Origin of the sequence: Pseudomonas sp. EA_15y_Pfl1_P101, assembly GCF_963970835.1 — a bacterium.
GTDB lineage: Bacteria > Pseudomonadota > Gammaproteobacteria > Pseudomonadales > Pseudomonadaceae > Aquipseudomonas > Aquipseudomonas tritici.
The window spans coordinates 13173-32531 of the sequence record NZ_CAXAPA010000025.1; the positions used below are offsets into that span (position 1 = coordinate 13173).

General features: G+C 60.8%; 18 protein-coding genes and 2 pseudogenes. 4 read left to right on the forward strand and 16 right to left on the reverse strand.

Going from position 1 to position 19359, the window contains the following annotated elements; genetic code table 11:
* Positions 1–55 precede the first annotated feature (55 nt).
* The 10 genes from AACY36_RS26865 to AACY36_RS26910 form a co-directional block, all read right to left on the reverse strand.
* Entirely contained in the window at positions 56–991 is a 936-nt protein-coding gene (locus AACY36_RS26865; RefSeq protein WP_339420442.1) for a sugar ABC transporter substrate-binding protein, read from the reverse strand.
* A gap of 49 nt (positions 992–1040) precedes the next feature.
* Positions 1041–1226, reverse strand: a complete 186-nt coding sequence (locus tag AACY36_RS26870) for a hypothetical protein (RefSeq protein WP_339420441.1) — start codon at positions 1224–1226, stop codon at positions 1041–1043.
* Positions 1227–1353: 127 nt separating this feature from the next.
* On the reverse strand, positions 1354–2382 hold the full coding sequence (locus tag AACY36_RS26875; protein ID WP_339420440.1) for a Gfo/Idh/MocA family protein: 1029 nt from the start codon (positions 2380–2382) through the stop codon (positions 1354–1356).
* 91 nt (positions 2383–2473) lie between these two features.
* Positions 2474–3484, reverse strand: coding sequence for a Gfo/Idh/MocA family protein (locus AACY36_RS26880; RefSeq protein ID WP_339436551.1), 1011 nt, complete (start codon positions 3482–3484; stop codon positions 2474–2476).
* An 18-nt stretch (positions 3485–3502) separates the two neighbouring features.
* Positions 3503–5434: a 3D-(3,5/4)-trihydroxycyclohexane-1,2-dione acylhydrolase (decyclizing) gene (gene iolD / locus AACY36_RS26885; protein ID WP_339420438.1), complete on the reverse strand. Its 1932-nt coding sequence runs from the start codon at positions 5432–5434 to the stop codon at positions 3503–3505.
* Positions 5435–5591: 157 nt separating this feature from the next.
* A complete protein-coding gene (locus AACY36_RS26890; protein ID WP_339420437.1) occupies positions 5592–6419 on the reverse strand; it encodes a TIM barrel protein in 828 nt (275 codons plus the stop codon).
* A 26-nt stretch (positions 6420–6445) separates the two neighbouring features.
* Complete coding sequence (gene iolB, locus AACY36_RS26895) at positions 6446–7234, reverse strand: 5-deoxy-glucuronate isomerase (RefSeq protein WP_339420436.1); 789 nt, start codon at positions 7232–7234, stop codon at positions 6446–6448.
* Entirely contained in the window at positions 7231–8139 is a 909-nt protein-coding gene (iolE, locus tag AACY36_RS26900; RefSeq protein WP_339420435.1) for a myo-inosose-2 dehydratase, read from the reverse strand. Before iolE ends, iolB begins: the two co-directional genes overlap by 4 nt.
* Positions 8140–8302: 163 nt before the next feature.
* Positions 8303–10240, reverse strand: a complete 1938-nt coding sequence (locus tag AACY36_RS26905) for a bifunctional 5-dehydro-2-deoxygluconokinase/5-dehydro-2-deoxyphosphogluconate aldolase (protein ID WP_339428475.1) — start codon at positions 10238–10240, stop codon at positions 8303–8305.
* A gap of 102 nt (positions 10241–10342) precedes the next feature.
* A complete protein-coding gene (locus AACY36_RS26910) occupies positions 10343–10525 on the reverse strand; it encodes a hypothetical protein (protein WP_339420433.1) in 183 nt (60 codons plus the stop codon).
* Here AACY36_RS26910 and AACY36_RS26915 point away from each other — a divergent pair.
* Entirely contained in the window at positions 10524–11432 is a 909-nt protein-coding gene (locus tag AACY36_RS26915) for a MurR/RpiR family transcriptional regulator (protein ID WP_339420432.1), read from the forward strand. The two genes, AACY36_RS26910 and AACY36_RS26915, sit on opposite strands and share 2 nt — an antisense overlap.
* Positions 11433–11648: 216 nt before the next feature.
* Here AACY36_RS26915 and AACY36_RS26920 read toward each other — a convergent pair whose 3' ends face one another.
* Complete coding sequence (locus tag AACY36_RS26920) at positions 11649–12554, reverse strand: hypothetical protein (protein ID WP_339420431.1); 906 nt, start codon at positions 12552–12554, stop codon at positions 11649–11651.
* A 300-nt stretch (positions 12555–12854) separates the two neighbouring features.
* On the opposite strand from AACY36_RS26920, the gene AACY36_RS26925 reads away from it, so the two are divergent.
* Both AACY36_RS26925 and AACY36_RS26930 read left to right on the forward strand, forming a co-directional pair.
* The gene (locus AACY36_RS26925; protein WP_065876088.1) at positions 12855–13538 is read left to right on the forward strand and encodes a response regulator transcription factor; all 684 of its coding nucleotides are present in this window, start codon (positions 12855–12857) and stop codon (positions 13536–13538) included.
* Positions 13516–14910 (forward strand): sensor histidine kinase, encoded by a 1395-nt coding sequence (locus tag AACY36_RS26930; RefSeq protein ID WP_339420430.1) that lies wholly within the window; start codon positions 13516–13518, stop codon positions 14908–14910. The genes AACY36_RS26925 and AACY36_RS26930 overlap by 23 nt, the downstream gene beginning before the upstream one ends.
* Positions 14911–14980: 70 nt before the next feature.
* Here AACY36_RS26930 and AACY36_RS26935 read toward each other — a convergent pair whose 3' ends face one another.
* Both AACY36_RS26935 and AACY36_RS26940 read right to left on the reverse strand, forming a co-directional pair.
* Positions 14981–15397 carry an SRPBCC family protein gene (locus AACY36_RS26935; RefSeq protein WP_339420429.1) on the reverse strand — a complete coding sequence of 139 codons (417 nt, stop codon included), beginning with the start codon at positions 15395–15397 and terminating at the stop codon, positions 14981–14983.
* A gap of 27 nt (positions 15398–15424) precedes the next feature.
* Positions 15425–15799: pseudogene (locus AACY36_RS26940) on the reverse strand (SDR family oxidoreductase); the annotation flags it as partial.
* Here AACY36_RS26940 and AACY36_RS26945 point away from each other — a divergent pair.
* A pseudogene (locus tag AACY36_RS26945) lies at positions 15788–16036 on the forward strand (LysR substrate-binding domain-containing protein); the annotation flags it as partial. The pseudogenes AACY36_RS26940 and AACY36_RS26945 overlap by 12 nt on opposite strands.
* A 45-nt stretch (positions 16037–16081) precedes the next feature.
* On the opposite strand, the gene AACY36_RS26950 reads toward AACY36_RS26945, so the two are convergent.
* The 3 genes from AACY36_RS26950 to AACY36_RS26960 are packed head-to-tail and all read right to left on the reverse strand — an operon-like array spanning position 16082 to position 19209.
* Positions 16082–17188, reverse strand: a complete 1107-nt coding sequence (locus AACY36_RS26950) for an acetoin dehydrogenase dihydrolipoyllysine-residue acetyltransferase subunit (protein WP_339420428.1) — start codon at positions 17186–17188, stop codon at positions 16082–16084.
* A complete protein-coding gene (locus AACY36_RS26955) occupies positions 17185–18204 on the reverse strand; it encodes an alpha-ketoacid dehydrogenase subunit beta (protein ID WP_049708736.1) in 1020 nt (339 codons plus the stop codon). The genes AACY36_RS26950 and AACY36_RS26955 overlap by 4 nt, the downstream gene beginning before the upstream one ends.
* A 27-nt stretch (positions 18205–18231) precedes the next feature.
* A complete protein-coding gene (locus tag AACY36_RS26960; protein WP_339420427.1) occupies positions 18232–19209 on the reverse strand; it encodes a thiamine pyrophosphate-dependent dehydrogenase E1 component subunit alpha in 978 nt (325 codons plus the stop codon).
* Positions 19210–19359: the final 150 nt, after the last annotated feature.

Genomic DNA, 19359 nt, shown 5'->3' on the forward strand with positions numbered 1-19359 from the left:
TCCATCGGCAAGGCGGGCACGACCGCCCTGCCGGCTTATTGTTGTTATGTCAGGGCTACTTGAACTGGGCGACGTTGTCCGGCGTGATCAACTGGAACGGGATGATCACGTTCTGCTCGACCGGCTCCTTCTTGACCATCTTGCGCGCCGCTTCCACCGAGCCCACCGCCTGCCCCTTGGCGTCCTGGAACGCCGACGCCGCCATATCACCCTTGGTGATCGCGTTCAAACCGTCCGGCGTACCGTCGACACCCGCGATCAACACGCTGCCCGGCTTGATACCCGCCGACTTCAGGGCCATGGACGCGCCAATCGCCATCTCATCGTTGTTGGCCAGCACCGCGTTGAATTCGCGGCCTTGGGTCAGCCAGTCGTTGACCAGGGTCATGCCCTTGTCGCGCAGCCAGATGCCGGTCTGTTCCTGCTCGATCTTGATGTCCGGGTACTTGGCCAGGACTTCCTTCACGCCCTTGGTGCGATTGGTGGTGGCGTTGTTCGCCAGGTCACCCAGCAAGATCACGATCTTGCCTTTGCCGCCGAGCTTTTCAGCGATGTATTGCATTTGCAGGCGGCCGGCCTCGGTGTCATCGGAGACCACCACGGCGACACCCTTGGGCAAATCTTTCTGGTCAGGACGGCGGTTGACGAACACCAGCGGAATGCCCGCCTTGGTGGCGGCATTGATGATGTTCTTGGTCGAAGCGGTATCCACCGGGTTGACGATGATGGCATCGACTTTCTGGCTGATAAAGTTCTCGATCTGGCTCAGCTGCTTGACCACGTCGGCACGCGCGTCTTCGAACTGTAATTGCACGCCGTCACCCTCGGGGTAGGACTTGGCTTGCTTGTCCATGTCCTCGCGCAGGTAGGTCAGGAAGGTGTCATCGAAGGCGGACATGCTCACGCCCACCTTGATATCGGCGGCACTGGCAAAGCCACTCGCCAGCATCATGGACAAGGCCAGCGCGGTAAAACGGATCGGGGTCTTCATGAACGGTCTGTCTCCACATTATTGTTGGTTTTGTTGGACGTTACGTTGATCAGAGCGGGGCTTGCGAATGGGGCAGTCGAACCAGCGGTGCGCCTGGAATGCAGCAGACCAGCGCGCCCTTGTTTTCGACGCAGAGCACATTAAGGAAGGAGAAGTAGAACGGCCGGGCGCGGGGCAGACCGCGTGGCGCTAGGACAGGGCGTAAAACTCGCAGTACAGCGTTGAAGATTTTCATCTGACGGTACCTGGTTGTTTTTGATCTTGTTTTTGTTGAGTCGTGCAGATCGAGTCCGAACGTACTATATGCAACCTGGAAAAGACTTTATTGGAAAAAAATTTCCATATCAACCTGTTTTAGAATTTTATTCTATTTTTGTTGAGACCACCTGCTGCCGCTCGGCGCTCAGGCGGGCAGCGTCCAATATACGGGTGGTTTCCAGCGCATCATAGGCATCCACCGGCAGCGGCCCCTGCCCTTGCACGGCCAATTGCAACTGTCGATAGAACTGCATCCAACAGCCCTTTTCAGACGGCACCCGCTCGCGGTCCGGGCCTTGTTCGAACCAGCCCCAGCGGCGGTGTTCTTCAGCGCCCCAATGCTCACCTTCGGTCTTCGGCGACTTGCCGGCCATCAGCGCTTCTTCCTGGCCGTCCAAGCCTTCGACGGTGTAGCAGCCAGAGGTGCCACTGACGCGAAAGCGCGGCGCCTGGCTGTTTTGCAGGGCATTGCCCCACAGATGCGAAATCACACCATTGGCGTGGGTCAGGGACACAAAAAAACCGTGGTCCACCGTGGGGTGTTCGGCGGTGTATTGCAGTTGCGCGAACACCCGATCTACCGGGCCGAACAGTTGCAGGGCCTGGTCGACCAAGTGGCTGCCCAGGTCGCGCAGCCAACCACCGCCGCTGGCGTTACCTATGGCTTGCGGGCTGTAGCGTTCCACGCGGGATTCGAAACGAGTGATCTTGCCCAAGGCGCCGGCGTCGATGAGTTTGCGCAGGGTCAGGTAGTCCGAGTCCCAGCGCCGGTTCTGGTAGACGCTGAGCAGTGAGCCTTGGCGTTCAGCCGCGGTGATCACCGCCTGGGCCTGTTCGGCGTTGGCGGCGAAGGGCTTGTCGCTGACCACGGTTACACCGTGTTCGATGGCTTCGAGCACCAGGGCTGGGCGGCCTTTAAGGGTGGTGGAGATGACCAAGGCGTCGACGCCGGCTTCGACGATTTGACCGATGTTGTCAAAAGCCCTGACACCAGGGTGGTCGGTTGCCAGTTGCTGGCGGCGTTCGGGTGAGCGAGTCACCACACCGACGAACGTCGCGCCTGGCAGGGTTGCAATCAGCGGCGCATGAAAGAAGCGCCCTCCATGGCCGTAGCCGACTAGACCGATTCGCATGCATACACTCCTTACTTGAAGTGGAAACCCAATTCAAATGTGGGAGCAAGCTCGCTCCCACACTGACTGCATTCCATCTGTGGGATCGCGGTCAGCCGTAGAAGTGCGGACGCTGCGGCAAGCTCACCTTCACAATCTGCTCGCTATTTTGCGCTTCTATGCACGCATCCGCCGCCACCGCCGCCGCAAAGCCATCCCACGCCGACGGCCCGCCGACCTGCCCGGCGCGTACGCTGTCGATAAACGCCTGCAACTCCACGTCATAGGCACCCATAAACCGATCCTTCCAGTCCATCAGAATCGCATTGGACAACTTCGCGCCACTGCGCATTTGCACCTGGGACGGCTCCGGCAGCTTGGCAATACCGGTCTCCCCCACCACTTCGCACTGGATGTCATACCCGTACTGGCAGTTCACGAACACTTCGACATCGATACGCGTGCCCCTGGCGGTTTCCAGCAGCACGATCTGCGGGTCGCGCAGGTGGGCCAGGGCCTTGCTGGATTTGCGTGGAAACACCACTTGCACCGAGACGTAGTCGTCGTTGAGCAGCCAACGCAACACATCCAGTTCGTGGATCAAGGTGTCGGTGATCGCCATGTCGGTCTTGTAGTTCTCGCCCACCGTCGGGTTGCGGTGCGCGCAGTGCAGCATCAGGGGTTCGCCGATCTGACCGCTGTCGATCACGGCTTTCAATGCGCGATAACCCTCGTCGTAGGGGCGCATGAAGCCGACTTGCACCAGGCGCTTGCCGAAGGCCACCTCGGCGTCGACGATCTTGCGGCAGCCTTCAGCCGTCACGGCCAAGGGCTTTTCGCAGAACACCGGTTTGCCGGCGGCGATGGCCGCGAGCACGAACGCTTCGTGGCTCGGCCCCCAGGAAGTGACCAGAATGGCCTCGACCTGTGGTGAATTGATCAGCGCATGGCCGTCGGCGTACACCTCAGCATCCAGCTTCAACTCTGCGACAACCTTGGCGGCTTGCTCAAGATTGATGTCGGTTACCGCCACTACCTGGCTGTTGAGCAAGGTCTGGCTGCAACGACGAATATGGTCACGGCCGATAGCGCCAGTGCCGATGACTCCAAGCTTCAAAGACATACACAACTCCTCTTGTTATCAGTACTGCCGGGCCTTCGCCAGGTGTTCATTGAGTTTTTTTGCGGCGGCATTTGTGCGCTCGCTGGTGGAGACCTGCGCCACACCCACCCGCCACCACGACAGGTAACCGTGGATCATGGTCTTGGGCAGCACCTTGATATCGATCAGCGTAGAAACCGTTTGAGTGCGTGCATCGGCCAGCGCCGCTTCGAGTTGCTCCACGGTGCTGACCTTGTAGGTCTTGCAGCCATAGGCCGCCGCGCTCATGGCGAAATCCACCGGCACCAGGCCGCCGTCGAGCTTGCCGCTCTCGGGGTTGCGGTAGCGGAACTCGGTGCCGAAGCTGTCCATGCCATTGCCGATCTGCAGGTTGTTGATGCAGCCGAAAGCCATGTTGTCGAGCAGCACCACGTTGATCTTGCGGCGCTCCTGGATCGAGGTGGCCAGTTCCGAATGCAGCATCATGTAGGAGCCATCGCCGACCAGGGCGTAGACCTCTTTTGTTGGCTCGGCGAGCTTTACACCGAGAGCAGCGTTGATCTCATAGCCCATGCACGAATAACCGTACTCAACGTGATAGGTGTTGACGCCCTTGCTGCGCCAGGCGCGCTGCAGGTCGCCGGGCAGGCTGCCGGCGGCGGCGACGATAATGGCGTCGTCGGCCAGGGTTTCGTTGAGCACGCCGAGTACGCGGCTCTGGGTCAGGCACGAGCCGGTCAGCTCGATAAATTCACGCAGCACCGCGCGGTCCAGGTGGTCGTCGACCTCAGGCACGAAGCCGTCACCGTCATATTCCACCTGATGCACACGGTCCACTTCGGCGTCCAACTGCGCCTTGGCGTCGCGGATCTGCTCGCTCCAGCCCGAACGATAATCGCCCAGGGCAACGGCCAGTGCTTCAAGGGCGACTTGCGCGTCAGCCAACACCTGCACGCCGTCCAGTTTCAAGGCGTCGCAGGGGCTGATATTGAGGTTGAGAAACTTCACCTCGGCGTGCTTGAACAGTGATTTTGACGAGGTGGTGAAGTCGGTATAACGCGTGCCGACACCGATGATCAGGTCTGCTTCGGGCGCCAGCAGGTTCGCCGCCAGACAGCCGGTTTCACCGATCCCGCCGACGTTCAGCGGATGGCTGGAGACCACAGCGCTCTTGCCCGCCTGGGTTTCGGCGAAGGGGATATCAAAGCGTTCGGCAAAGGCCTGCAGTGCAGCATTGGCACCGGAATACTTCACGCCGCCACCGCAGATGATCAGCGGCTTGCGCTTGCCGCGAAAAGCCGCCAGCGCATCAGCGATCATCGCGGCGGTGGCCGGGCGACGTTCGATACGGTGCACGCGTTTTTGCAGGAAATAATCTGGATAGTCCCAGGCCTCGGCCTGCACGTCCTGGGGCAACGCCAGGGTCACGGCACCGGTTTCAGCCGGATCGGTAAGCACGCGCATGGCGTGGATTGCAGCAGTCATCAACTGCTCGGGGCGGTTGATGCGGTCCCAGTATTTGCTCACGGAGCGGAAGGCATCGTTGGTGCTGATACTCAGGTCATGGAACTGCTCGATCTGTTGCAACACCGGGTCGGGCTGGCGACTGGCATACACATCACCAGGCAACAGCAACAACGGGATACGGTTGGCGGTCGCCGTCGCGGCGGCGGTGAGCATGTTGGCAGCGCCGGGGCCCACAGAAGCTGTGCACGCGTAGATCTTGCGGCGCAGGTGCTGCTTGGCAAAACCGATGGCGGCGTGGGCCATGCCCTGTTCGTTGCGGCCCTGGTGCACCACCAGGTCACCGCTGTCTTGCTCCAGGGCCTGGCCCAGGCCCAACACGTTGCCGTGGCCGAAAATCGTGAATACCCCGGCGACGAACTTGCTCTGCACGCCATCGACTTCGATGTACTGGTTATCCAGGAACTTCACCAGGGCCTGGGCCATGGTCAATCTTGTTGTGGTCATGTTCGCACCTTGAATGAATGCAAATCTGTCGATCAACAGTGATCCCATGTGGGAGCGGGCTTGCTCGCGAATGCGGTGTGTCAGGCAATGAATCTGTATCTGATAAACCGCTATCGCAGCGATGCGGCGACCCGACAAGCCAGCTCCCACATTGGGTTCAGCGTTGAACCAGAGATTGGTTCAAATGGGCGATGCTCGCGCCCAACGCCTGCTGGATATCCACCAACGCATGCACGCTCTCGGCAAATGGCTCGAACGACAAATAGCCGCTGTATCCAGTAGTGAGCAGCGTATCGATCTGCGCCGCGTTGCCCAGGATGTCACCCTCGCCCACCAACACGCGGTGGCCGTCACGAATCGAATCGAGCGGCGCCTGGGCATCTTCCACACCCGAGATATGCACCAGCCCGGTCAATTCCGGAAAGAACTCATGTTCGCTGGCCAAGTGATGATGGAAGGTATCGTGCACCAGGCGAAACACGTCCAGGCCGCCAATGGACTGGATCGCATCCACCGCCACGCGCTTGCGGCGCAGGGCACATTCCTCAAAGCCCAGGGGTTCGATAAAACCGAGAATCGCGTATTCGCGCAGAATCGGCGCCAGCTCGCTCAAGGCCGTGCGCAACCCGGCGGCACGCTGCGCTTCGTTGCGCGTATCGCCTCGCTCGTTGAACGGGCACATCACTAGGCCCTGGGCGCCGCATTCGCGGGCATAGGTGGCGAGCTGGATCGCTTGGGCGCGACGCTCCTCGTTCCACACGTCAAAGGGGTACAGCGCGTTGATCGACAGCACCTGGATGCCCTGCGCTGCGCACAACTCGCGCACGCGGCTGGCCGGGGTGCCGAATTCGATTTGCTTGCCCGCAAGGTCATTGCGGATCTCGATGGCATCGCACTTGAGCGCTGCGGCCAACTGGATGAAGTCCGGCAGGGACAGGTTGGGGGCGACCATGCGGTTAAGGGCGAAACGTAAAGGCGACTTCATTGTTGTTGTTCTCCGTCCAAAACCGCTTAGAGATCCAGCAGCCAACTGTGCTGCGGATCGTTATGGAAATGCCAGGCGCGCTTGGGGCCGGCCATCACGTTCAGGTAATAAGATTCATAGCCATACGGCACGCTGACCGGGTGATAGCCCTTGGGCACCACCACCAGGTCGCTGTTTTCCACGGCCATGGCCTGGTCAATGCTGCGATCGTCGGTGTAGACGCGCTGGAACACAAAGCCCTGGGGCGGGTTGACCTGGTGGTAGTAGGTCTCTTCAAGAAAGCTCTGGTGCGGCAGGTCGTCGGTGTCGTGCTTGTGCGGCGGGTAGCTCGACGAATGCCCGGACGGCGTGCGTACCTCCACCACCAGCAGCGAATGGGCCGGCTCGCTGTCGGGCAGGATGTCGCACACGTAGCGGGTGTTGGCGCCTTTGCCGCGCACGCTGCGTTTGCAGTTCTCCGGGCGGATCAGGCGAGGTTCGTAGCCGTCCGCACCCGGCGCGGCGCAGACGGCAATCTGTACATCGCTCAAGGCGGTGACCTGGGCATCGGTGCCCGGTGGCAGGTAAGCGGCGAACGGCGATTTGTCTTCAAACACGGATTGGCGATCACCCAGGTTCTGCCAGTTGAAGCCTTCGCCTTCAATGTTCACGCGACCGCTGAGCAGCACCAGGCACAATTCCTTATCACCGGCGCTGACCGGCAGGGTTTCGCCCAGGCTCAGCCGGTAAGCGGAAAAGCCCACGTACTCCAGGCGCCCTGCTTCCAGCGCGACCATGGTTTGTCCGTGTTTGCTGCTCTTGACCAACAAGCTCATTTTGCAGTCCTCTCATTCAGCAGGGCATCATTCAGCAGAGTACGTAGGGTGTCGTAACCTTTCTTCGCATAGATATAGCTGGGCGCCACAGCCGGGTCCTGCTCGGCTTCCACGACCAGCCAGCCTTCATAGTTCGCGGCCAGCAACTCATCGAGCAATTCGGCGAAGTCGATATCACCGTCGCCGGGCACGGTGAAGGTGCCGTTGACGATGCAGTCGGGAAAACTCCACATCTGGTTACGCGCCAGTTGCACCACAGGCTTGCGCACGTCCTTGAAATGCACGTGGCAGATGCGGTCGATGTGTTTACGCAGTACCTCCAGTGGTTCGCCGCCGCCCATGTAGCAGTGGCCCGAATCGAACAGCAGGCCGACTTCCGGGCCTGTTCGTTTCATCAACTGGTCGATGTCTTCCGCGGATTCGACGTAGGCGCCCATATGGTGGTGGTACGCCAGGCGCACGCCTTGGGACAGGGTGAAACGCGCCAGTTCGGTGAGCTTGTCGGCGTAATCCTGCCAGGCCTGTTCGCTGTGAAAGCGCGGGCGCTCGATCAGGCGGATGCGCGAGCCCTGGATCGAATCGGCGACTTCGCCGTAGACCAATACATTGGCGCCGTTTTGCTTGAGCAACTCGACATGGCCGGCAATGGCCTCGATTTCTTCGGCCACTGAACGCCGGGCCAGCCGGCTGGAGTACCAGCCGGAGACCAGTGCCAGGTCATAAGGGCGCAGCACATCGCCGACGCCTTTGGCGTCTTTGGGGAATTTGCCGTTGAGTTCGAAGCCTTCGTAACCGATTTCCTGGCCTTCGCTCAAGGCGGTGCTCAGGGGCGTTTCGCCGCCCAGGGCCGGGAGGTCGTCGTTGCTCCAGGAAATCGGGTTGATGCCAATTCGGATTGCGGGCATGGCTGCACCTTTTATTGTTCTTCAAAGTTGCATGGGATCTGCTTTATGTGGGAGCTGGCTTGCCTGCGATGGCATCAACTCGGTGTACCTGATAGACCGAGTTGCCAGCATCGCAGGCAAGCCAGCTCCCACATTTGATTGCATTTCAAGTTGGAAAACGGGTTTAGGTTCGGGCACTTCGCCAGGCATTGATCAGCTGCTCGAACGTGGCCTGGACTTGCTGGATCAGGGTTTCATCATCAATCTCCCCCGCCATCCACGCCCGGCTCGGCTCCTGGAAGATTGTGCGGCCCACGGCAAAGCCTCGGCACGTCGTACTCTGGCTGGCTTGCTGGAAGCCATCGGCGAGACACTCAGCCGAGGCATTCAGGCCCAGCAGCACCACGCCACGGCAGTACGGGTCGCGGTCCTGGATCAGTTCGTCGAGTTTCTTCCAGTCCTCGGCCGACTGCGCCTCAATCTTCCACCACGCCGGGTAGATACCCAGGTTGTACAAGCGCTTGAGGCTGCGATAGAGCACATCCGGGTAAGTGGACGGGTGATCCTTCGGCGGGATGACTTCCAGCAGCAGTTCATGGCCACTGACCAGTGAAGCTTCGTACACCGCCTTGAGTTGCGCTTCCTGTTCCAGGCGCAGCAACGGCTCGTCGTCGGGGTGAAATTGCACCAGGCATTTGATGATTTGCTCCTGGGGCCAGGCGATCAGGTTGCTGCCAATCGAGCGGCCGTGCTCGAACGCCAGTGGACGCGAGTTCTGCACCTCCACCGGACGCGCGATCCACCAGCCACGGCCGCTGGCCGCATTAAGAGCGTCCTGGCCGAAGCGTTGGTCGGCCAGCAGGCCCACATCGGCCTCTATGCCTTGCTCGGCGAGCTTGTTCTCGACGCGTTCGATGGCCTGGATAAACAGCTGCTTGATATCGCTGATGCGCGTTGGGTCCTGGCCACCTTTTTGCGCCAGGTCCACCAACTGCCAACGGTGGTCGAAAGCAAACACGAACAGTTGCTTCCAGGCCTTGCGCGGCACCGAGACGCGGTGCAGGCGTTGCAGGGTCACGTCTTGATCCGGCCGGGTGATCGGCACCGGGCTGTTGAACAGGTACTCAAGCTCGGCAGGCGTCGGCATGGCCGGCGCGCAGGCGTGACGCGATACCACAAGACCGCCGCAGGCATTGGCCAACTGGCTGCAACGCTCATCGCTGGCGTCATTGATCCAGCCACTGAGGAAACCCGACATAAAGGCATCGCCAGCACCGAGCACGTTGAGCACTTCAACGCGCACACCGGGGTAGATGGCGCCGTCTTCCAGTCGCACGGGGATGGCGCCGTGAATCACCGTGCAACCCTGCGGGCCGAGCTTGACCACCAGGGTCGCCGGGGTCAGCTCGCGGACTTTACGCAGTGCGGTGAGCAAATCTTCACTGCCACCCGCGATGAGGAATTCTTCTTCGGTACCGACAATCAAGTCGAAGCGCGGCAGGATTTTCTGCACATGCTGGCTGACGTTCTGGTCGGCGACAAACCGCGTCTCGCCATCCGCCTTGCCCGCCAGGCCCCACAGCACTGGGCGGTAGTCGATATCCAGCACGCGCTTGACGTTGTGCTTGGCCGCATAGTCCAGGGCCTGGATACTGGCCTTGTACACGCCATCGGTGGAGAAATGCGTGCCGGTGATCAGCAGCGCCTTGCTGTTGGCAATAAAAGATTCACTGATGTCTTCGGCGCGCAGGGCCATGTCGGCGCAGTTTTCGCGGTAGAACACCAGGGGGAAGGTTTCGCGGTCCTTGAGGCCGAGCAGCACCAAAGCGGTCAGGCGCTCAGGGTCGACCTTGATGGCGCTGACATCGCAACCTTCGCGGGCCAGGGATTCCAGTAGGAAACGGCCCATGTGGTCATCACCCACCCGGCTCAGCATCGCCGACTTGAGGCCCAACCGTGCGGTGCCAAAGGCGATATTGGCAGAAGAACCGCCGAGGTATTTGGCAAAGCTGGACACATCCTCAAGCCGCGCACCGACTTGCTGTGCATAGAGGTCGACGCCCAGGCGCCCGAGGCAAATCAGATCCAATTGACGCCCACTGGCAAAACGAGTCTGGCCCATGCTGGCTCCTGTTATTTTTATCAGCCTGCGCTGTGCCGTCGTGGTGGCGGCAAACGCTCTTGGTGGGAGCAGACTAGAACGTCCGTCGACGCCAATCAATATTTATTCTAGATATTTTTTCTTTGGAATATTTTTTCCATTAGGCTTGCGCAGGGGCAGCCCAGCGAGACTGCATCGTTTCAGCAGGCCACGGCGGCCGTGATGCGCAGGTATTTTTTTGTGCCTACCCTGTAGACTTGCGCCACTCATCAGCGCATCAGAAGAACCGTCAGAAGGATTGCCCATGTCCCGCACCGATCACGAGCCCGCCCTGGAAGAAACGCCCGCCAGCCCTCCGATCAATGCCGAACGCCTGTTGCAGCTGATCACCGACGAATACGAAAGCCTGCCACGCCAACTCAAACGCATCGCCAGCTACATGAGCCAGCAAAGCGACCGGATCATGGTCGACCGTATCAGCGATATCGCTCGCGAGTGCGAAGTGCACCCGTCGGCCATCGTGCGGTTTTCCCAGCGTTTCGGTTTCAGCGGGTTCAGTGAGATGCAGGCGCTGTTTCGCGAGGCCTACACCCACAAGACCACACCGGTGCAGAACTACCAGCAGCGCATCCGCAGCATGATCGCCAACAAGTCGCAGAAGGCCAGCGGCGGCGACCTGGCGCGTGAGTGCGTCAACGCGACCCTGTCGGGCATCGAGCGCCTGGGGCTGGAACTCGATGACGTGGCGTTCGACAAGGCCGTGGACCTGGTGGTCAACGCCGACAACATCTACGTGGTCGGCGTGCGCCGCTCGTTTGCGGTGGCCGATTACCTGGTCTACAACCTGCAGCACACCAACAAACGCATCCACCTGATCTCGGGCCTGGGCGGCAGCTACCGCGAGCAGATGCGCAGCGTGCGCGCCAATGACCTGGTGATTGCAATCAGCTTTACGCCCTACGGCAAAGAGACCCAGCATTGCCTGCGGATTGCCCAGCTTCATCAGGCCAAAACGTTGATTATCACCGACAGTAACTTGTCGCCCCTGGCCAAACGGGCGAACGCGGTGTTGCTGGTAAATGAGGGCTCGTCGTTTGCGTTTCGTTCGTTAAGCGCCACGTTGTGCCTGTGCCAGGCGTTGTTTATTGCGGTGGCGTATCGTTTGGAGTTGAAGGTGGACGAGATACACGAGCAGGTTGGGTTTGACGACTGACCGCGCTTACGCCACCTGCGCGACGGGATCTGCGCGCGCTCGGCCACGCTGCGCGTGATGGCTGGCATTACAGCAAAAAGCCGCGCCTGTTGGTCAGGCGCGGCTTGGATGAGGCGCGAGCAAAATTACATGAAGATCGCAATCAGGATAATGATCGGGATCGGAATGCCGAGGAACCACAGAAGTAATGAGCGCATGATGTTCTCCTTGAATTAATTAACGGACGAAGTGTTCGGTTTCGACATACACCACGGCATCGCGACGACGACCACCATAAGTTGCAGCGAAACTGGCGAAGAAGGCACCGATCAGCAGGGCAATGAAGGTCCACAGCGACGTATAGGCAGCGACTTTCGCAGCGGTATCGGCGGCTTGCTTGGCTTTGAGCTTGGCGTCTTCAACGGCTTTACGGGCGTCGCCGTAGACCTTGTCGATACGCGCCTCGGCATCAGCCTGGCTGAGGTTGGTGCGCTGGCTGATCAACTGGGCCAGGTAAGCACGGTCTTCAGCGGCCAGTTGGCCGTCGTTGCTCAGGGTGCGGGTGAAGATGCGGGCGACCACGCCATGTGCAGCGTCGTCACCGACGGCCACCGGGCGATCATCGCGAAACAGGCTGTCGACGTAGTAGTCGAAATCACCGCCGCTGACACCCTTGGCTGCACTGCCGGCGGCCTGGGTCATGCCACTGGCCGCGCCGGCTGCAACGCTGGCACCGGCTTTCACGCCACCGCTCACCACACTGCCGACCGAGCCGACCACCAGTACTGCGGTAATCAGCGTGGCGACGGCCCAGGCCAGGAAGCCATGGGCGGTGTCGCGAAAGTACACCTCATCGCCGTGCATATTCGCCCACTTCACGCGCAACCGGCCGGCGATGTAGCCGCCTAGCCCGGACGCGACGATCTGGGTAAAGGCCAGCCAGATAATCGTGGAAACGCCAAGGCCCTTGGCGCTGATGCCGCTGTCAGCCCACGGCGACACCGCCGAAAAGCCCAGGCCGAAGCCCAGCAGTACCAGGATCAGCGACAGTGCAGCCGCCGCCGCCGCCCCAGCAAAAATCGCGCCCCAGGAAACCCCGGAGCGCGTGCTCGACTCTTGTAGCGTGGATGAGGATGTAATCATTACTTTTTGCTCCCGGCAGGAAAAATGGTGTTGCAAGTCTCAAAAGGGGCAGTGCAGGCAGCGTGCCAGTCGACATGGAATTTAATATCTTTGTAAATCAGTAGCTTAAGTAATTTGAACTTACGAAAATCATGCAAGTTGCAAGCATTGATCGTTTGAGGCGGGCGTTATGCATTCCATCGTTCGCGGCCATAAAATCTGTGTCAGTTTTGCCAAGATGACTTTTTATTTAGTAAGCGTTCAGCCATTTCTTGGCAAAATGCCCACACTTCTAGTGTGAATCGCTCACCAGGTAATCCTATGACCCGTATTTTGACCATCGAGGATGATGCCGTAACAGCCCGCGAGATCGTCGCCGAGCTGAGTAGCCATGGACTGGATGTAGATTGGGTGGACAACGGCCGCGAAGGCCTGGTCCGTGCCGTGAGTGGGGATTACGACCTGATCACTCTCGACCGCATGCTGCCGGAACTCGATGGCCTGGCCATCGTCACCACCCTGCGCACTATCGGGGTGTCGACACCGATCCTGATGATCAGCGCCCTCTCCGATGTCGATGAGCGTGTGCGCGGCCTGCGCGCCGGGGGTGACGACTACCTGACCAAGCCGTTCGCGTCCGACGAAATGGCGGCGCGCGTCGAAGTGCTGCTGCGGCGCAAAAGCACGGTCAAGGAATTCGAAACCGCCCTGCGCGTGGCCGACCTGGAACTGAACCTGATCAGCCGCGAAGCCAGCCGCGCCGACCAACCGCTGAGCTTGCTGCCCACTGAATACAAACTGCTCGAATTCCTGATGCGCAACACCGGGCAGATCCTGTCGCGGATGATGATCTTTGAAGAAGTCTGGGGCTATCACTTCGACCCGGGCACCAACCTGATCGACGTGCACATCGGCCGCCTGCGCAAGAAGATCGACCCACCGGGCCTCACGCCGCTGATCCGCACGGTACGAGGTTCCGGTTATGTCATTGCTGAACCCATCTAAGGGCTGGCGCTCTTCCAGCAGCCGCTTGCTGGCGCTGTACAGTTCGTTGTTCGTGGCCTGGAGCTGCATCCTGATGGGGGTGCTGTATTACGAGGTGTCGGGTTACCTGAGCGACCTGTCGCGCCACTCCCTGATGCAGCGCCAACACTTATTCCAGCGCTTCGACGGCGAAGAACTGGTTGAAGCCCTGACCACCAGCATGACCTTCGACATGAAGGGCGTGGACGCCTATGGCCTGTTCGATGAGCAATTCCGCCCGCTCAGTGGACCGATCCGCGCAGTGCCGCCGGACCTGCCCTTGGACGGCAAGATCCACGCCCTGGTCAATTGCGTCGAATCCGACGACCCCAAGCTGCCCAAGGACAGCTGCGACGCGGTGGCCACCCACACCGAAGACGGCCGTTGGCTGGTGCTGGTGCGCGCCAACGGCTCGCTGTTTGGCGTGACCCGGATCATCTGGCATGCCCTGCTCTGGGCCCTGTCGTTGACCATTATCCCAGGCGCGGCTGGCTGGCACTTGCTGCGCCGGCGCCCGTTGCGGCGGATTCGCGGGATCCAGGCCAGTGCCGAAGCCATCGTCGCCGGTGACCTCACTCACCGCCTGCCGCTGTCAAACCGGCGCGATGAGCTGGACATGCTCGCGGCCATCGTCAACGCCATGCTCGACCGCATCGAGAAGCTGATGAACGAGGTCAAGGGCGTGTGCGATAACATCGCCCACGACCTGCGCACGCCGCTGACGCGCCTGCGCGCGCAGCTGTACCGCATCAAGCAGGAGGCCGAGGCGGAGTCGGGCTACGCAGTGAAACTCGACGACGCGATTGCCGAAACCGACACGCTGATGGCGCGCTTTCGCGGGCTGTTGCGCATCTCGGAGCTGGAAGACCACCAGCGCCGCTCCGGCTTTCTGGTGATGGACCCACTGCCACTGCTGCGTGAACTGCACGACTTCTACCTGCCCCTGGCCGAGGAAGGCGAATTGCAGTTGGTGCTCGACACCCCAGAGTCCCTGCCCTGGATCACCGGCGACCGCGCGCTGCTGTTCGAAGCCCTGTCCAACTTGCTGAGCAATTCGATCAAGTTCTCCCCGCCGGGCGGCGCAGTGATCTTGCGCGCGGTAAATGACGCGGGCAGCACACGCATCGAAGTCCACGACTCCGGGCCCGGCATACCACTGGCAGAACGTGCGTCGGTATTCCAACGCTTCTATCGCGTGGATGAAAGTGACCAACAAGGCGGGTTCGGGTTGGGTTTGTCGATTGTGGCGGCGATCATCAACTTGCATGGGTTCAAGTTGGACGTGGGTACAAGCGAACAAGGCGGTGCCAGATTGGTGCTGGAATGCCGCCAGCAGCTCATGCCCAAAGCCTGAGGTTCACACCGACCAAAAATGTGGGAGCGGGCTCGCTCGCTCCCACATTAGATGTGCAGTGCTTGGCAGATCAGGCCGGGAAGTTGGCCCGCAATGCCTCAAGCCCGCCGCTGTAAACACCCGCGAACAGTTCTTCCACCGCCGCATCCGTGGTGCCTGCCGCCGGCGTAAACACCCCGGACCAGGTCACTTTCGCCGACGACTCGCTCAACGCCTCAACCTGCAACGTCGCCAGGTACGCACTCACCGGAAACGGCGATTGCTCAATGGTGTAGCTGTACGTACGCCCGACGTTATCAAACGCCTGCAAACGCTCCACGATCTGGCCACCGTCAGCGGTTTGCAGGTGACGCACGCGGCCGCCCTCGCTCGGCTCGCTCTTGACGATAAGCGCCAGCCAGTCCGGCAGGCTGTTGAAGCCGCCAATCAATTGCCAGACCTGATCGGCCGATACCGGGATTTCAATCACAGAAGAGGCTGTTGCCACAATAAATACTCCAGAAAATGAAAAAAATCAGATCGCCATGCTGTCGACCACCCCCCCATCGACCCGCAACGCGGCACCCGTGGTGGCAGACGACAGGGGTGAAGCAATGTACGCCACCAGGTTGGCGACTTCATCCACATTCGCCGCACGCTGGATGATCGAGGTCGGCCGCGCGTTACGCACAAATACGTCCGCCTCGTCCCGCGCACTGCGCCCGGACTTTTGCGTCGCGTCCTTGAGCATCTGCTCCAGGCCGTCGGTGAAGGTCGGGCCCGGCAGCACAGCGTTGACCGTCACACCGGTGCCCGCGAGGCGCTTGGCCAAGCCATGGGACACCGCCAGGTTGGCGCTTTTGGTCACGCCGTAATTGATCATATCCGCGGGCGTCGCCACGCCGGTTTTACCCCGCAGATCCCCATGGAAGCCAGCGAGCCGTTTACCGCATTGGGTTTGGTTGCCTCAGGGCTGGGCGTGGCGATGGTGCAAAAAGGCCTGAGCCGCAATGCACCGCCCGGCGTGGTGCTGCGGGAATTGCCATGGTTGACCTACACCACCCCGTTATGGGCGGCGTGGCATCGGATCAACCTGCGGCCATTGGTGGAAATCTTCCGCAAAGTGCTCACCGAACCCAAGGGCTGATGGAGTTCGAAATGTGGGAGCAAGCCCGCTCCCACATTTGGCTCTTTATCCGGCTTGGGATTTTAAGAAGGTTGCCATTAGTTGGTTAACCCGCTCTGCCGCCTCCAACTGCACCATATGCCCCTGCCCCGGCACTATCTCAACCTGGGCTTGCAATCCCTCGGCATGCCTGGCCGGGATGATTGCATCCTCACTGCCCCAGATCACCAAACTCGGCTGGCGGCCCACCACGTTGCGCACATCAATCATCTGCCGCCCGCCCTCAAACAGCTTTTGATTGAGCTGCCGCAATGCCTGGTCCACGCCTTCCAACCGCTTGAACTTGAGCATGTCCTCCAGCATCTGCCGCGTCACCAACGCCGGGTCGCTGAACAGTTGAGTCAACTGTGGCTTGAGCGCATTTCGATTATTGGCCTCGGCAAACCCTTGTAGGTAATCGCCGTTGATATCCGGACCCAGGCCGGCGCTGGCGATCAGGGTCAGCGAAGCGACACGCTCGGGTGCCTGGCTGGCAAGCGTCAGTGAAACCAGCCCACCCATGGAATGCCCGGCCAGGTGCACGCGGTCGAGATCGAGGTGGTCAAGCAGGTCCAACACCGCCTGGCTCAACTCCTGCGCATCGCCGCTTTGCAGGTGTTTGCCCGACTCGCCGTGCCCCGGCAGGTCCAGGGCGATCACGCGGCGCTCGGCGGCCAATGCCGGTTGGTTGAACAGCCAGTTGTTCAAGTCACCGCCAAACCCATGCACCAGTACCAAGGGTGTGCCGCCTTCGCCCAGGTCGAGATAGCGCAGCAAGCGCCCGCCAATTTCGACCTTTTGCGCACTCGGCCCGGCTGCTTCGGCCTCGGCGCTGCTTGAGACAAACCCGGCGTTGAAGCTTTCGATCACCGCATCGATCTGGGCCTCGGTGGCCTCGCCTTCCACCACAATCCCCAGCAATGCGCCTACCGGCAAGGTCTCATCGCTCAGCGCCAGCACCCTGCGCAACACACCACTGAAGGGTGCTTCGACACTGCTGGAGATCTTGTCGGTCTCCACGTCCAGCACTTCCTCGCCCTTCTCCACTCGGTCACCGGGCTGCTTGAGCCAGACGTCGATGCGGCCCTCGGTCATCGACAGCCCCCACTTGGGCATGGTCAGGGTATGGATCATGCGGCATTCCTCTTGTCAGCGATCTTCAGCACAGCGGCCTCGATCTTCGCGGCGTTGGGGATGTACAAGTCTTCCAGCGCGTCGGAAAACGGCACCGGCGTGTGCGGCGCGGTGACCATCTCAATCGGCGCGCGCAGGGAGGCAAACGCCCGCTGGGCGACCAAGGCACTGATATCGGTAGCAATGGAACAGCGTGGGTTGGACTCGTCGATCACCACCAGCCGCCCGGTTTTTTCCACGCTTTCGAGAATGCTGTCTTCATCGAGCGGGCTGGTAGTGCGCAGGTCCAGCACTTCGCAGTCGATGCCCTGGCGGGCCAGGTTGGCGGCGGCTTCCAGGGCGATATGCACCATGCGCCCGTAGGTCACCAGCGTCACGTCTTTGCCTTCGCGCACGAAGTTGGCTTCGCCGAAGGGCACCGTATACAGCTCCTCCGGCACCTCACCTTGCAGGCTGTAAAGCATCTTGTGCTCGAGGAAGATCACCGGGTCATTGTCGCGGATCGCCTGGATCAACATGCCCTTGGCGTCATAGGGCGTGGCCGGGCACACCACCTTGAGGCCGGGGATGTGGGTCCACATCGAAGTGAGCATCTGTGAATGCTGGGCCGCCGCACGCAGGCCCGCACCGTACATCGCGCGGACCACCAGCGGCGTAGTGGTCTTGCCGCCGAACATGTAGCGGAACTTGGCGGCCTGGTTGAGCAATTGGTCAAGGCAGCAGCCGATAAAGTCGACGAACATCAATTCGCACACCGGGCGCATACCTCGAGTGGCGGCGCCGACCGCCATGCCGACGTAACCGACTTCGGACAGTGGCGCGTCGAGTACACGGTCAGGAAACTCCGGGTACAGGCCTTTGGTCACGCCGAGCACACCGCCCCAGGCATCCTGTTCGCCAGGGGAACCGGTGCCGCCGGACACGTCCTGGCCGATGATGAACACGCTCTGGTCACGGCGCATTTCCTGGGCCAGGGCTTCGTTGATCGCCTGCTGATAGCTGATTTTGCGAGCCATAAAGTTCTCTCCACGTAGTTGTTGTTATTAGCGGTAGGCGACGTAGACATCGCTGAGCAGGTCGACGGCCTGCGGCTTGGGATCGGATTTGGCCAGGCGGACGGCGTCTTCGATCAACTGTGCAACCTCACCGTCAATGCGTTCGAATTGCGCGGCATCCAGCCAGCCTTCGGCGCTGCAGCGTTGGCGGAACAGCGCCAGGCAATCCGCACTTTCCCGCAGTTTTTTCACTTCATCCGGGCCGCGATAGGTTTGCGCATCACCTTCGAAGTGGCCGTAGAAGCGGCTTAATTTCACTTCAACCAGCGTCGGCCCGTCGCCTTTGCGCGCTCGCTCCACCGCGACGCCCAGCGCCTCATGCACGGCGAAGAAATCATTGCCATCGACGATCACGCCCGGCATGCCAAACCCCACAGCGCGTTCGGCAATGTCCTTGCACGCCACCGACCAGCCGGAACCGGTGGCCTCGGCATAGCCATTGTTTTCGGCGACGAACAGGCACGGCAGTTTCATGATCGAGGCCAGGTTCATCGCTTCGAACACCGCGCCCTCGTTGGAACCACCGTCGCCAAAAAACGCCACGGCCACGCCCTGGCTGCCCTTGAGTTTGGAGGCCAGCGCCGCACCTGCGGCCAACGGCGCACCGGCACCGACAATGCCATTGGCGCCGAGCATGCCCTTCTCCTGGTCGGCGATGTGCATGGAGCCGCCTTTGCCGCCGCACACGCCGGTTTTCTTGCCATAGATCTCGGCCATCATGCCGAACACATCCACGCCCTTAGCGATGCAATGGCCGTGGCCACGGTGGTTGGAGGCGATGCAGTCTTCATCGTTGAGGTGGGCCATGACCCCGGCCGCGCTGGCTTCCTGGCCGGCGTAGAGGTGCACGAACCCGGGGATCTCGCCGGTGGCGAATTCCACGTGCAGGCGTTCTTCAAAATCACGGATGGTGCGCATCACGGTGTAGGCATGCAGCAGTTGATCGGTGGACAGGTGAGTGGACATCTTGTTGTTCTCCAGGTTGTCTCGACACACAAAAGGCTGGCTGCGGCCAGCTACAAGGGCATTCAGCACAGGCTGTGCCAAGCCCCCGTAAAATCTCGCAAAGCATTGATCCAGAGCAGTGCGTTGGCGTTGTGCGGGTGCGACTTGCCA

Bases quoted from the DNA above. Each gene is read 5' to 3' on its own strand.
- AACY36_RS26865 (WP_339420442.1), bottom strand. From the start codon at position 991: ATGAAGACCCCGATCCGTTTTACCGCGCTGGCCTTGTCCATGATGCTG.
- AACY36_RS26870 (WP_339420441.1), bottom strand. From the start codon at position 1,226: ATGAAAATCTTCAACGCTGTACTGCGAGTTTTACGCCCTGTCCTAGCG.
- AACY36_RS26875 (WP_339420440.1), bottom strand. From the start codon at position 2,382: ATGCGAATCGGTCTAGTCGGCTACGGCCATGGAGGGCGCTTCTTTCAT.
- AACY36_RS26880 (WP_339436551.1), bottom strand. From the start codon at position 3,484: ATGTCTTTGAAGCTTGGAGTCATCGGCACTGGCGCTATCGGCCGTGAC.
- iolD (WP_339420438.1), bottom strand. From the start codon at position 5,434: ATGACCACAACAAGATTGACCATGGCCCAGGCCCTGGTGAAGTTCCTG.
- AACY36_RS26890 (WP_339420437.1), bottom strand. From the start codon at position 6,419: ATGAAGTCGCCTTTACGTTTCGCCCTTAACCGCATGGTCGCCCCCAAC.
- iolB (WP_339420436.1), bottom strand. From the start codon at position 7,234: ATGAGCTTGTTGGTCAAGAGCAGCAAACACGGACAAACCATGGTCGCG.
- iolE (WP_339420435.1), bottom strand. From the start codon at position 8,139: ATGCCCGCAATCCGAATTGGCATCAACCCGATTTCCTGGAGCAACGAC.
- AACY36_RS26905 (WP_339428475.1), bottom strand. From the start codon at position 10,240: ATGGGCCAGACTCGTTTTGCCAGTGGGCGTCAATTGGATCTGATTTGC.
- AACY36_RS26915 (WP_339420432.1), top strand. From the start codon at position 10,524: ATGTCCCGCACCGATCACGAGCCCGCCCTGGAAGAAACGCCCGCCAGC.
- AACY36_RS26910 (WP_339420433.1), bottom strand. From the start codon at position 10,525: ATGGGCAATCCTTCTGACGGTTCTTCTGATGCGCTGATGAGTGGCGCA.
- AACY36_RS26920 (WP_339420431.1), bottom strand. From the start codon at position 12,554: ATGATTACATCCTCATCCACGCTACAAGAGTCGAGCACGCGCTCCGGG.
- AACY36_RS26925 (WP_065876088.1), top strand. From the start codon at position 12,855: ATGACCCGTATTTTGACCATCGAGGATGATGCCGTAACAGCCCGCGAG.
- AACY36_RS26930 (WP_339420430.1), top strand. From the start codon at position 13,516: ATGTCATTGCTGAACCCATCTAAGGGCTGGCGCTCTTCCAGCAGCCGC.
- AACY36_RS26950 (WP_339420428.1), bottom strand. From the start codon at position 17,188: ATGATCCATACCCTGACCATGCCCAAGTGGGGGCTGTCGATGACCGAG.
- AACY36_RS26955 (WP_049708736.1), bottom strand. From the start codon at position 18,204: ATGGCTCGCAAAATCAGCTATCAGCAGGCGATCAACGAAGCCCTGGCC.
- AACY36_RS26960 (WP_339420427.1), bottom strand. From the start codon at position 19,209: ATGTCCACTCACCTGTCCACCGATCAACTGCTGCATGCCTACACCGTG.